Annotated in this window: 16 protein-coding genes; 10 read left to right on the forward strand and 6 right to left on the reverse strand. The window is 45.4% G+C overall.

Annotated elements, in window-relative coordinates; genetic code table 11:
* Positions 1 to 110: 110 nt before the first annotated feature.
* On the reverse strand, positions 111 to 1,514 hold the full coding sequence (locus tag JGK22_RS15540) for a nicotinate phosphoribosyltransferase (protein WP_293190243.1): 1,404 nt from the start codon (positions 1,512 to 1,514) through the stop codon (positions 111 to 113).
* Between the two features lie 154 nt (positions 1,515 to 1,668).
* Here JGK22_RS15540 and JGK22_RS15545 point away from each other — a divergent pair, with 154 nt between their 5' ends.
* Entirely contained in the window at positions 1,669 to 1,803 is a 135-nt protein-coding gene (locus JGK22_RS15545; RefSeq protein ID WP_293182397.1) for a hypothetical protein, read from the forward strand.
* Positions 1,804 to 1,898: 95 nt separating this feature from the next.
* Positions 1,899 to 2,048: an isochorismate synthase gene (locus tag JGK22_RS15550; RefSeq protein WP_293182399.1), complete on the forward strand. Its 150-nt coding sequence runs from the start codon at positions 1,899 to 1,901 to the stop codon at positions 2,046 to 2,048.
* A 338-nt stretch (positions 2,049 to 2,386) separates the two neighbouring features.
* Here the strand turns inward: JGK22_RS15550 and JGK22_RS15555 are convergent, their stop codons facing one another.
* On the reverse strand, positions 2,387 to 3,085 hold the full coding sequence (locus JGK22_RS15555) for a diacylglycerol/polyprenol kinase family protein (RefSeq protein ID WP_293182401.1): 699 nt from the start codon (positions 3,083 to 3,085) through the stop codon (positions 2,387 to 2,389).
* 170 nt (positions 3,086 to 3,255) lie between these two features.
* Here JGK22_RS15555 and JGK22_RS15560 point away from each other — a divergent pair, with 170 nt between their 5' ends.
* The 3 genes from JGK22_RS15560 to JGK22_RS15570 are packed head-to-tail and all read left to right on the forward strand — an operon-like array spanning position 3,256 to position 4,110.
* A complete protein-coding gene (locus tag JGK22_RS15560) occupies positions 3,256 to 3,447 on the forward strand; it encodes a hypothetical protein (protein WP_293156198.1) in 192 nt (63 codons plus the stop codon).
* Complete coding sequence (locus JGK22_RS15565; protein ID WP_293197106.1) at positions 3,440 to 3,784, forward strand: type II toxin-antitoxin system PemK/MazF family toxin; 345 nt, start codon at positions 3,440 to 3,442, stop codon at positions 3,782 to 3,784. The genes JGK22_RS15560 and JGK22_RS15565 overlap by 8 nt, the downstream gene beginning before the upstream one ends.
* 44 nt (positions 3,785 to 3,828) lie before the next feature.
* Entirely contained in the window at positions 3,829 to 4,110 is a 282-nt protein-coding gene (locus JGK22_RS15570; RefSeq protein ID WP_293182407.1) for an antibiotic biosynthesis monooxygenase, read from the forward strand.
* Positions 4,111 to 4,350: 240 nt separating this feature from the next.
* Here the strand turns inward: JGK22_RS15570 and JGK22_RS15575 are convergent, their stop codons facing one another.
* Together JGK22_RS15575 and JGK22_RS15580 are read right to left on the reverse strand one after the other, a co-directional pair.
* Positions 4,351 to 5,328: a glycosyltransferase gene (locus JGK22_RS15575; protein ID WP_293313139.1), complete on the reverse strand. Its 978-nt coding sequence runs from the start codon at positions 5,326 to 5,328 to the stop codon at positions 4,351 to 4,353.
* 128 nt (positions 5,329 to 5,456) lie between these two features.
* Positions 5,457 to 5,927, reverse strand: coding sequence for a tetratricopeptide repeat protein (locus JGK22_RS15580; protein WP_293182411.1), 471 nt, complete (start codon positions 5,925 to 5,927; stop codon positions 5,457 to 5,459).
* Between the two features lie 76 nt (positions 5,928 to 6,003).
* Here JGK22_RS15580 and JGK22_RS15585 point away from each other — a divergent pair, with 76 nt between their 5' ends.
* Positions 6,004 to 7,389: a glycosyltransferase family 4 protein gene (locus JGK22_RS15585; protein WP_293206425.1), complete on the forward strand. Its 1,386-nt coding sequence runs from the start codon at positions 6,004 to 6,006 to the stop codon at positions 7,387 to 7,389.
* 38 nt (positions 7,390 to 7,427) lie between these two features.
* Positions 7,428 to 9,347 carry a hypothetical protein gene (locus JGK22_RS15590; protein WP_293231661.1) on the forward strand — a complete coding sequence of 640 codons (1,920 nt, stop codon included), beginning with the start codon at positions 7,428 to 7,430 and terminating at the stop codon, positions 9,345 to 9,347.
* A gap of 439 nt (positions 9,348 to 9,786) precedes the next feature.
* On the opposite strand, the gene JGK22_RS15595 is transcribed toward JGK22_RS15590, so the two are convergent.
* Both JGK22_RS15595 and JGK22_RS33280 read right to left on the reverse strand, forming a co-directional pair.
* The gene (locus JGK22_RS15595; protein ID WP_293156176.1) at positions 9,787 to 9,933 is read right to left on the reverse strand and encodes a hypothetical protein; all 147 of its coding nucleotides are present in this window, start codon (positions 9,931 to 9,933) and stop codon (positions 9,787 to 9,789) included.
* 308 nt (positions 9,934 to 10,241) lie between these two features.
* Positions 10,242 to 10,424, reverse strand: a complete 183-nt coding sequence (locus JGK22_RS33280; RefSeq protein WP_325315263.1) for a hypothetical protein — start codon at positions 10,422 to 10,424, stop codon at positions 10,242 to 10,244.
* A 166-nt stretch (positions 10,425 to 10,590) separates the two neighbouring features.
* Between JGK22_RS33280 and JGK22_RS15605 the strand changes: the two genes are divergently transcribed.
* The 3 genes from JGK22_RS15605 to JGK22_RS15615 all read left to right on the forward strand — a co-directional run bounded on the left by JGK22_RS15605 (position 10,591) and on the right by JGK22_RS15615 (position 12,314).
* The gene (locus JGK22_RS15605; RefSeq protein WP_293313141.1) at positions 10,591 to 10,929 is read left to right on the forward strand and encodes a hypothetical protein; all 339 of its coding nucleotides are present in this window, start codon (positions 10,591 to 10,593) and stop codon (positions 10,927 to 10,929) included.
* A gap of 205 nt (positions 10,930 to 11,134) precedes the next feature.
* The gene (locus tag JGK22_RS15610) at positions 11,135 to 11,710 is read left to right on the forward strand and encodes a DUF4360 domain-containing protein (protein ID WP_293182417.1); all 576 of its coding nucleotides are present in this window, start codon (positions 11,135 to 11,137) and stop codon (positions 11,708 to 11,710) included.
* 142 nt (positions 11,711 to 11,852) lie between these two features.
* The gene (locus JGK22_RS15615; RefSeq protein WP_293206380.1) at positions 11,853 to 12,314 is read left to right on the forward strand and encodes a helix-turn-helix domain-containing protein; all 462 of its coding nucleotides are present in this window, start codon (positions 11,853 to 11,855) and stop codon (positions 12,312 to 12,314) included.
* Positions 12,315 to 12,435 lie beyond the last annotated feature (121 nt).

Here is a 12,435-nt window from a genome sequence, read left to right on the forward strand (position 1 = left end):
TTAGCCCTCTTTATCTATATCTATAAAGAGGGCTAAAGCCCAACAACGTACCTGATCGATGCTATAAGCGAGATATTTCATAAGTTTTAGTCTGACGTTGACACAAATAACTAATGACTCTTTTTCGTTTTTTGAGTGAGAGTCTGCAAATCTGTAGAAATTTCCATCGGTGGCGAAATCGGGTTATTTAATTGGCGAGTTTCTGCCGGGAGACTGGCGACAGAAGCAGCAGTTCGTTTGGCGATATCCTCCAAACTTTCGGGTTCGTGCAATCGTTTGCCATCCTTGACAACCAATTGCATTAATGGTAAATGATGCTCCGAATTGTAAATATTGTCCGCTGCCAGTCCCAAACAATCTCCGATAATTTCTCCATCTTTCATGGTTCTAAAAATTTGCTTTTTCCCTGGATATGTTACCTTGCCGCTGGCCTCTTTCATCACGGGCATTCCGTCTATTTCCACTAACTTATAAACACCGTTGATAGGCGAACCGGTGACCAACTTTGTTCCCAAACCGTAACCGTCAATGCAAGCACCCGCACTTTTTAATCTAGCAATTTCGTGTTCGTCCAAATCACCGCTAGCAATAATTGGCACGCCCGGAAGGATCGATCGCACTTCCCGAGACAATTTTACCAAATCCCCCGAATCCAGCCGCACGCCTTCCAAGGGCATTTCACCGCTGTTGACTCGCGATGCTAAAGTCCGCGCCGCCGCCACAGTATCGTAAGTATCGATCAACAGCGGCGCCCCCGGAAAATAGCGGTGAAATGCTGCAAACGCCTCATCTTCGCTGCCTTCGAGAGCCGACACAGCCATTACCAAAGCATGGGCGATCGTACCGACAGGTTTGCGGCCCAATTTCAAAGCAGCCAAAACATTAGAAGTACCATCGATCCCAGCAGCCAAAGCGGCCCTAGCAGCCCAGACAGCAGCTTGAGGCCCAAAAGCCCTGCGCGTCCCGAATTCCAGCAACTTAGCCTCCGGGCCCGCCACATCGCGCAGCCGCGCAGCCCGCGTCGCAATTAAAGTTTGATAATTGATTGCATTCAACAAATAAGTTTCAACTAACTGAGCCTGCCACAGAGGAGCCTCGATCCGCAAGAGAGGTTCATTGGCAAATACCGCCGTCCCCTCGGGTACCGCCCACACATCCCCAGTAAAGCGGGCCCAAGCGAGTAGATCCCAAAATCGCTCGGGGGCCCCGGCAAAAATTCCGGTGGACTGTAAAGCCTGAATTTGCGCCTCTGAGAACCGCAATTTTTCTAGATAGTCGATCGCCTGAGCCAAACCCATGGCGATCGCATAACCAAAACCATCTGGTAGCCTGCGCGCGAACAATTCAAAACTCGCAGGGCGATCGTCGAGGCCTTCCCCGACGTAACAAGCCGCCATCGTTAGCTGGTAGAGATCGGTCAACAGGCTGTAATCTGCTGGAGAAACCGTCAATTCCCGATCTTCTAAGATTTCCTCAAAACCTGTGACGTGCAGGCTTTCTGTCGCAGTTTTCATCAAAAAAACCCCGGACAAACTTTGTTTATTTAATTATAGTGACAAATACCATATCTTTTTGTAAAGGTTTGATTAAGATTTCAGAGAGAGTCGGAATATTTTATGATTTATGCCCTCTAATAGGGGTTTTTGTGTAGATGGGTACAAAATAATTATGGTAGAATCACTAAAAAGTTCGCATTTAGCAATCTCAGCAAATCGATCGCAAAATATATATGAGGAGATTGGGGCGATCGACCAAAACACTGAATTGGTAAAAGCTTCAGTTTGCTTCGATGTTGCAGACTAATAAGTAATTCAAACAAATATTGCTAAAGCGATCGCAGGGCAGAAACTCAGACTAATCTATAAAGTATCAACAGCCAGAAAAGAGAGGCGGTTCTTATGAATCTTTCTAAATCTGTGGTAGGCGCAATGCGTTACGTTTCGGAAGCTGCATCGAGGATTTTTAGACGGAGCGATGACGATTATCCGGCTACTGGCGTTCAGCCTTTTGAAGGTACGCCACCCAAAGGCTCTAAATGGGACAGATGAAAAGGCGATCGGAGTATTTCTAGTGAGATAGGCAAAGACATTCGCCTCACCCAATAACGGTAAGTTTTTCAACTACTTTGAAATATCTTCAATTTTCCCCAGCTAAGCTTTGTTTAGCTGGGGTTTTGCCGTTAAAAATTGGTAGTAATGATCAAGATTTTCAAAGGTGGTACCCGCCACGTGATTTATCCGTGGAATCAATCCCAAATCAAAAATCGAAAATCCTCTCTTCCCCCGAATTTATCAGTGGGGTCGCCTCTAAAATCTAAAATCTAAAATCTAAAATCTAAAATCGATTGACGTTAATGTTTTGAGTTTTATGAGGACTGAAGTCCTCACTACGAACCAATTAGCCATAATTGATTGAGCAAAAAGGCGATCGCCCCACTGCCGATTGGCACAGTCAAATTGTCAATTCCCAACTTAGACACCGACTCCAAAGTAGCAGCAACCAAAGCTACAACAGCCGACACAGCCCAAGTTTGCCAAATATTGCCTTGCACGAAGAGCAAAATCAAACTGCTAACAGCAAAACTCACCAAATACATAGTTGCAGAACCTTCCCAACTCTTCTGCATTCCCCAAACTCGATAAAGATGTTTGCCGTATTTCTGCCCAATAACAGCGGCCAATCCGTCCCCCCAAGCCATCACTAAAATGCCCAAAGCAGCGTATTCTTGATGTTGTAGCGGCCAAAACCAAGCGACGAGAACGCTGATACTGACAGCATAGAAAAAAGTCCCGAAACTCTTGCGGTGGATAGTGTTCAGACTTGGCAAAATCGGAACTTGGTAGGAAATTAGGGCGATCGTACCAGCCAAAAAACCAGCCGAAATCCCCACCCAGTCGGGTATTTGCAGCCACCAAGCCAGCAAAATCACGTTTCCAGTACCGATGTGAACCACCTTGCGCGATACCTCGGCACCGACAGCAGTAAAGCGATTTAACCCTTCAGCCACCAGCAAAATTACGCCCAACCAGGCTCCCACGAGGGAAATTTGCAACCACACAGTCGGAATTTCAGACAATATAAACACGATATTTAGGAAAAACTGCGATCGGGCACTATGTACTACTTTAGTGGAAAGCGCGATCGATGTTAGAACCCCGCAGCCTTAAAGTGCTGCGGGGAGCTGGCTGTTATGTTTTTTTAGGTTGGTCTACTTAAAACCTGTGCTATGCTATAAGCAAGTCTAGGGAAAAAGCTATGACTATTTTAGTAGAAGAACTCTTGAATACCTTTGAGCGATTAACAGACTCAGAACGGTTAGATTTGGTATTGGAAATTTTGAAACGGACTGTCGATTTAGACTTTCCGCCCCTGTCTGATGACGATTTAGTTCTGAATGCTGAGGGAATTTTTCTAGAGTTAGATGAGGAAGAATCCGTATATGAATAGTCCAGATCGTGGTGAAATATGGTTAGTCGATCTAGGTTATATTGCGAAAGTCAGACCATGTTTGGTCGTGAGTATTCCTGCTTTAAATCAAGACCGGGCCTTAGCGACTCTAGTGCCACATACAACAAGTCTACGCGGTTCAAGATTTGAGGTAAAAGTCAAAAATAAGTTCCTCCGAGAAGGAGTATTTGACGTACAAAATATGATTACAATCCCTCATGCAAAGCTTCTACGCAAATTGGGAAGTCTGACATCCGAGAAAATGCTTGAAGTAGAAGAGGTAATACTTTTGTGGTTGGGATTTAAAGAGGACAGTGCTGAGGAAGAAGAGGAGTAAGCCGAACCCTTGACGTTTTGAAATAATCAGAAAATCTGACTGCTATGCAATATGTCTTAATTATTCATGAAGTCGAAAATTATGCAGCTTGGAAAAAGGTATTTGACAATGCTGCAAATATCCGAAAAGAAGCTGGCGAGCGCTCGTATCAGGTTTTGAAGTATGAGAATGAACCCAACAAAATTGTTCATTTCTCCGCGTGGACATCAACAGCAGATGCCAGGGCATTTTTTGAGTCGCCTGCACTGGTTAAAATTAGAGAAGAAGCCGGAGTTAAAGCTCCTGAATTTATCTATTTAGACCAATTAGAGTCAGGAGTATTGTGAAAGACGCATTCGTATAATGTCAGTATAAAAGACTCGGCGGTTGAAACCGCGTCTACACAAACAATGTCCGCCTCCGCGGACTCAAGAAAATCAAGAATTAAAACCGCTTTTTCGGTAGATTTTGTCTCCATAAATGTGATTTTAACTACCCACTCTTCAACCTGCGGAGGCAGGTTTTGTCTGTGTAGACGCGGTTTCAACCGCCGTCTCAACCGCCCGGTATTGTCTCGAAATCATCTTTCACAACTCGCGTTTCAACAACTCCCGCACTAGCGCAAAAGCCCTCCCCCGCCACTCAATTGGCAGCAGCGACAATCCCAAAGCAGCCCACATTTTAGTCTCAGAAACCGACTTCCCAGCTCGCACCATCCGCCGCCCTTTTGCAGTTTCACCCACCTCAATTAACCGCAAACCAAGCGCTAATTGAGTTTCTGCAATCCTCTTGAGCCTGACTGTTTCCAACTTCTCGGAATCAAATTCGTAACTGGTCAAATAGCGCAATTTATCGCTCAAATAGGGAATTGCCCGATCGCATCCTTGCTGTCCTGCGTGAAATCGATACTCCATCAACAGCTCGGGCAAGTAATAGCACTTTTTGCCCGCAAGCGCAAGTCTCACAAACAAATCGTTATCTTCGCAATTTTGCCAATTGGGCCGCAGAAATCCGACTGTTTCCAGCGCGCGGCGCCGAAACAAAGTTGCGCCTATTTGCAAACTTTGCCTCAGAAAAACTGTAGCAAGTAAATCTTCAATAATTCCCGCCGACAACTCGGTGCGGCCCCACCGCTGCGAATTCAGTTGTGTCTGGTTTTCGTCAATGTTGTTGTTGACATCAATGACCCAGTGGTCGGTACTGACAAAATCAATGCTGGGGTCTTTATCTAAAATAGCAGATGTCCGCTCTAGAAATTGCGCGCTCAGGCGATCGTCATCGTCAAACTTGATAAAATATTCGCCCCTAGCCGCCGCAAAGCCCGATCGCATATTATTACTTTTGCCGATATTCTGCGGGTGGCGAATGTAGCGAATCGGGCGATGGCTGGGAGCCCCGCAAGCTACGACAAATTCCGACATCAACAGCGCAGTCGTGTCCGTCGAACCGTCATCGCAGACAATTAACTCAAAATCTGTATAAGTTTGATCTAGCACGCTGGCGATCGCACTAGCCAGCAAATGCACTCGATTGCAAGTAGGAATGCAAACACTAATTTTCGGCATTAAAACCATTTTAGATTTGGGATTGAGATTGCGAAAAAAATTCGCAATTGAGTTCAGGGAAAGAAACCACCTATGCCCAATGCCCAATGCCCAATGCCCAATGCCCAATGCCCAATGCCCTATGTCTTTTAATTTAAACGAGCTGTACATTCCAGAATTAACTTTTGATTCACCAATGCAAAAGGTTGAATTTCCAAAGCGCGACGAAAAGCTCGAATAGCACTTCTGTATTCTCCCAGGGCAGCGTAGCACAAACCCAGACCGTGCAACGCCCCAAAATGCACCGGATTTAGTTGGAGGACTGTTTCGCAGTCTTTGATCGACCTTTGATAATTGCCTTGGGTATAGTGAAGTACGGCGCGCCGGTTCCAAGCTTCAGCAAAATCCGGCGCTTCCGCAATCAGTTTTGTCAGCAAATCCAAAGCGTGCCGAACATCTCCTGCATCTAGGGAAACTTGCGATCGCCTGAGAACTTGCATCCCGTAGTCACCCTTCTGGTTAAACCAAGTGCGCCAGAGTTCTGTAGTAGCCCGATCGCGCACGCTTTCGTCAGACTTTTTCAAATCTTCGAGCAGCGCCTTAACAGATAATTCATCCATAGGTGGGAGGATTGTTAAACAGGTTTTATCAATCAATTTTATCGTGACAGTGGCAACTTTATTTATTCAACATCCCATGCGAATTTTGATGCTTTCTTCAACTTTTCCCTATCCGCCAAGCCGCGGCGGAACTCAGGTAAGGACATTTAATTTGTTGCAATACTTGAGCCGGCGGCATGATGTAATTCTTGGTACTGTGCGATCGCCAGATGTCACTGACTCACAAATCGACGCATTGAGGCAACAAGTTACACAATTAGCAGTTTTCCTCCACCCGCAGACACCCCCCCAACCCCCCCTTGCTAAGGGGGGGCTAAGACTCAATCAGGAGACTACTGAGGGGGGGTTCTTTCCTCCCCCCCTTAACAAGGAGACTACTGAGGGGGGGTTCTTTCCTCCCCCCCTTAACAAGGGGGGGATTGATGAGAAAATGAACGAAATAATAGGAAAATTCCACAGATTTAGTCAATTTTTGTTATCCGGGACGCCTCCGAACGTAATCTCCAGCTACTCTCAAGCAATGCAAAATTGGGCAGACAATTTAGTCACAACAGGCAAATGTGATGCTGTTAGCTGCGAACACAGCGTTAACGAGATTTATGTGCGTCCAGAATGGCGGCAAAAACTGCTAACTGTTGCAAACATTCACAGTTCCGTTTGGGGAACTTGCAGGGAAATGTTAGCCACCGGGACTTCCCAAAAACCCCTGCGCGATCGACTAAATTTACCGCTACTCGCCCGCTACGAAAAACGTTACTGTACCAAATTCTCCCGTATTGTCGCCACCACATCCACAGACAAGCAGCAACTGCTAGAATTGCTGTCCTCTGGCAGCCTCGGAGGGAAAGCAGATTTTTTTGTCCCTCCCATTGATGTGATTCCTAACGGCGTGGATTTGGCAGAATTTCCCTATCGGTCGATCGATCCAGGAGGACACACCTTAATCTTTGCAGGCGCCATGAACAATTTGCCCAATATAGACGCGGCCAGGTTTCTCAGTTTGCAGGTACTCCCAAAGTTGCAGCAGCGGTATCCCGATGCTACCCTCACCCTAGTCGGCACCTCGCCAGTTCCCGAAGTCCTCGCCTTGGGGAAACTTCCGGGAATTCAAGTAGTAGGCAGGGTGCAAAGGGTGGCAGAATATTTGCATCAGGCTGCTGTTTGTGTGGTGCCGATGCGGATTGGTTTTGGAATTAAAAATAAAACTTTGGAGGCGATGGCGGCTGGAACGCCTGTAGTTGCTAGCGATCGAGGTTTGGAGGGTTTAACCGTCGGTGGCGGGCCTTCCCCGACAAGGGCCTTGCGGGCAAACGAAGTTCAGGAGTATGTTGAGGCGATTACCAGTTTGTTTGAAAATTATCAGCTAAGACAGGAACTCTCTCTGAGGGCCCGATCGCTCGTTGAAAGCCAATATACCTGGGATATCATAGGTCGGCAGTACGATCGGCTATTCCAAATTTAAACTCTAAATTCTAAAATCTAAATTCTAAAATTTCGACGATGGAACACAAAATAAACTCCTCAAAAAATCGAGCCAAACCCCCAGAAAATCGCAAAGTTACTCCTTCTCCGACAAGACGCCGCCGCCAAAACCGACGCGCCAAAAAACTTCAAGAGTCCCAGCTTCCCATACCTGGTTCCCCAACTCCCGCCAGATATCCTTGGAAAAGACTGGTAGCTAATTTGACAGCCCTCAGCGTCTTGTGCGGCTGTGCAGCTTTGATGGGAGGTGGCGCTTGGCTGAGTTACCAGCTAATTGTCGATCCCAACGGGAACAGATTGATATCTCAGTTTGTACCCGGATGGTCGCGCCTGCCTACAGGTAGCAGAGATACCATCCAAACTCTCGATCAAATCAAAGCCAGCATCCGCAAATTGGGATTCATCACCGGCGAACCCCTACCGCTTCCTGTTGAGAAATCCGCAGATAATTCTATTTCCGATTTGCTGTTGCCGGTGATGGTGGAAAGAACAGTTAATGCTTCTACAGTTTGCAAAAATCCTTGCCGTCAAATTGTCGAACTTCGCGTGTACAAGCGGGTGCAACTTCCCGATCGCGATTCCGATACCGTACAGTATTTTCAGCTAGCAAGTTCTGTGAATATAGAAGGCCCGGCGGAATCTTTTGTCATTGCTTCTTTGGATGACTCTGGATCCAACAATCAAGCCTCAAATCAGTCGCTACCGCTAACAGAACTGCGCCGCTTTGACGGCAAGCCCCCCGAATTGGGCATTTGGTTTAATGTCAGCGGTAAACTCGTGCGGGGCGACAAGAAAATTCCCTACGGACAAGTCGTTCGCTACAACCCCAGTCAAAATCATTTAATCTCGCTGTTGGATTGGGCGAGTGCGGCCGGACAAGCGCCGAATTGGCAGCAAATTGTTAAGGGGCAAAACCCCCAGTTGGCGATCGACCAAACAATTGGTTTAGAACCGCAATTTACCATTTATCAAATTGGTTCGCGCAAATTTATCCCGAACCCAGTTCAATTAACCGCGATTTCCTTAGAAGAATTTGCCTTCAATGACCAGACTTATAAAAATGGGCTGCGACTGGCAAAAAGCGGACTTTGGTCTCCCGGATTAAATGTCATGCGTTCAGCTAAAGCCAAAGCCGGTCAGAATTGGCCCGCAGTCGCCCAAGCTCAACTAGAGACGATCGAATTTCATGCTAAAATTACTCGTGCTCAGGCGATCGCATCTTGGGCCAGTCCCAGCCAACAAGTTCTCGCAGAATTGATAGACGGCCGCTGGAGTCAAGCTTTGCAAGTATTTGAAGCCGATCCCAGCAACACTCACGAAATTGCCACCACCCTCAAAAATGAAGGCGGGCGGATCATGAACCGCGTAGACGCCGCCTTGAGAGTCAACGCGGCTGACGCCGATGTCAAAGCTTGGGGTACCCTGATTGTAGCCTCTCAAGACGGAACTCGCGAGGCGATGAATTGGCTCGACCAGCAACCAGATACTGACAGCGAAACTCGAACTAGAATTCGCAATTTGGTCAATAAACTTGAGGAAGCAATTTCTGTGGCTGAAAGTTTAGAAGACCACAAAAGTCAAATTATGGGTTCTGCTACTTTAATTAGCAGTATTAATCCCGCTGAGTGGCTGGAACCAGAAGCGAAAAACGAGTTAAAATTGACCGGAGAACAAGTTTGGTATCAGGTACAAGTAGCCAGTTTTTACGACGGAACCCGCTGGGTTAATCCGCCCTTTGCCGATGTAGAAGTCCGCTCTTTTCCTGCTACTCAAATCAAATGGTTGTGGGGGCGCCTGGGCTTGCAGGCTGACCCCAAGATTAAGATAGAAGTAGCGATGGCTAACGGTCAACAAAGAGTCGCTGTGGGAACCGTAAAAGCGGTGCAGATTCAAGACGGAAATCTGCGATTGCTAGCGGCGGTTGATAAGCGATCTTGACAGTTGACAGTTGACAGTTGACAGTTGACAGTTGAGGGCGACCTCTACCTGGAAGTTTGAGGATTCGAGTAATGAATAGTCTTGTTTTAATTTCTCCCGCTTAAGGCAGAGGCTTTAAACCATGTTTTTCTGGTAATCCGGGAAAAAACCTTCGGCAGAAATAAAAGTCACGGACACACTCTTGGTACAAAGAAACCAGTTTTTTTACCATTTCTGCCCGTCGCAACAGAAGTATTTCCGCAAAAAAACCCAGTTTCCGGCCACCCGTGCGTTCAAAACAAGGAAGAAGCAAAAAGTTTTCTTCTCCCCCTCTCCCCCTCTCCCCCTCTCCCCCTCTCCTTCTCTTCTCTCGATCTCCCCCTATAGAGATCCGACAACAATGCAGACAACAATTTTGTTAAGTTAATTTACACCACTTGCACACAAAAACCCAGAGATGTTAGATCGCGGCCTTTTTAGAGAGTGCTGCAATCATCTGTCGTTTGACCGCTTTAGCCCAAAGCTCAAACTCCAAGCTGTTGATATCGTTAATTTTCACTTCCTCAGCAGTCTGATGTGGGGCTTGCTTCTGTGCTGTAGTCTCCATTGTTTTTTTCCTCGTTCAAAAAAAGTTATTAGTCGATCGTAAGCAGTGAGCATCATACCTCTATTTTATGTAGTAATTGCTGCCATTAGTTATACTAAATACATAGAATTTAACGATTAGATGCAGTAAATACATCTTGATAATGCAATTTGTGAATAAAATCTTAAGAATCCTGTAATCCTTGCTATATATAGGTTTTTCCTGACATAAAGATGTAACTATTTATAAATTATGGCAATATCAAACCAAGATTCATGTTAACAAAGTTTTGTTAAATGAATGTATTAGCATATACAGCAAAAATATATTTAATTCAATTTACAAAGGGCAATAAAGGCGATCGCCACATCTGCAAGTCCCAGTACAATATCGATTCCCTCCAGCGCCGCCAGCAAGGACAAAAACTTAATAGACTTCGGATTCACTTGTTTAAGCCGATCGACTGCCGCCACTGCTGAGTTAGCAGCAACCAGAATGCGATCGACAATCAAAACATCTCACTTTAGCGATCGGCATTTCCATTTCTTCGTATTTCAGCAGCAAATCTCGCGTCACCTCACAGGCTAGCAGCATCCCAATTTCTTTCAGCAGTTAACGAAATTTTCCCGTGTGCGCTTGAGCTTGCAGCACGAGAGTTAACTTGTGCTGTATCAAAAGATGGTCGATAACACTAACTCATTTTTTTGTGAAGAGTTAATCTACCTTACTATCATCTCTCCCTACCTAGATCTGCCTGAGAATACATCTCTCCTCTTTTTTACCGTTACCCGCTACCACACAGATCATTTTACTACAGCTACAAAGCCTATGATTCCAGAATTCAAGCATCTTTTCTCAACAAATAGCCACGGGAAAATATTTGCTGCTGAAAAAACATTTTTCCGCGCAGCAGCAGACAAAAAAAATAGAGCTTTGTTCCCGCAAACACCTGTAAAAAAAAATCAATTTTTTATCATCGAATTTTCCGGAACAATCTCTAAATGCCATGAATCTTAGAAAGTATCAGGACAAAACAAGTATTAGTCCATCAACTAATGCTACTTGATCAAGCTCCGAGCCAGGTACAGCGATCTAGCTCCCAGTCAGAGTCTGACTGCCTTTTCAGTAAAGGCTTGCCATCTCCTAATTGGAAGGGTATCGCCTCAATCTTCCTTGAATAATTCAGGTTTGTCCTAACAAAAAAACATTAAGGAGAACATCCATGAAATTTGTAAAACTATTGCTAGCCACAGTATTAACCACTGCTGCTATCAGCCCAGCCTTGGCTGCTAACCCATCAGTTCAAATATTAGGTGCAAGCTACGGCGGTAGCGGTTGCCCAGACAGATCCGCCAGCGTCAGCGTCAGCCCCGACGGTCAAGAACTCAGCATCCTATTTGATAAGTTTGTAGCCCAAGGAAACGTCTCAGCAGAGACCCGGAAAAGCTGCAATTTGAGCATTCCCATCAAAGTACCCCAAGGCTTCCAAATTTCGATTTACGATGCCGATTATCGCGGTTACGTTGCTCCTAAAACCAGCGGAAACCTCAGAGCAGAATACTTTTTTGCTGGAGCCAAGGGCCCAGTTTTTTCTCGCACTTTCAACGGCGAAACCAACTACAACGTTCGAGATAGCTTAGCCACTGTAGCAGATGTGTGGTCTCGCTGTGGCGACAGTGTAAATATGCGAGTAAATGCTTCGATGACAGCCCGCGGTGCCGGCACAGCCACCGTTGACTCCTTCGATTTAGCTCATCGCGGTTTAGTTTATCACGTCAAATATCGCACTTGCCGCTAACCATAACCGCTAAAAAACATAACACGCATGACCCGATTCCTTTACGAAATCGGGTCATTTGTGCGCTCATCAAAACTGCTAAAGCTTAGAGAATTTACCCAAAAATATGCTACAATGACGCTTAGGCTTTGAGAAATGTTCTATGAAAGTAAACTACCAAGAAAGAATTGATGTAACAGCCGACGCATTAAAACAACTTCTGTCGCAGCAACGAACCTTGACTAATCGCTCAAAAATCCAGGCACTTTATTGGTTAAAGACTGGATATAGCCAAAGCCTTACAGATGTAGCTGAACGTTTAGGTGTACATAGAATTACTGTACATAGATGGTTAAAACAATATAGTGCTGGCGGTCTGCAAGAACTGTTAAAAATACGGCAAGCAACTGGTAGACCCAGAATAATTCCCTCAGCAGTAATAGCAGGAATTGCAGAAAAGTTAAGTGAGGAATCCTGTGAATTCACAACTTACAAAGAAATTGCGGCCTGGGTAGAAGATAACTATCAAATATCAGTCAAATATCAAACATTACACAAGCAATTACACTATCGCATGAAAGCAAAATTAAAAGCACCAAGGCGTTTGAATAACAAAAAAAAATGATGCAGCTATCGAATTTAAAAACAACTCCTCTGAAAAATAGATACTGCAATAAAGGTACGTAGTTGCGCTTAAGCGCTCTTTCTTAGATATAAAGCAATACAGTTGACTAATATACTGCTAT

Source organism: Microcoleus sp. PH2017_08_TRC_O_A (assembly GCF_020738665.1).
Lineage (GTDB): Bacteria > Cyanobacteriota > Cyanobacteriia > Cyanobacteriales > Microcoleaceae > Microcoleus.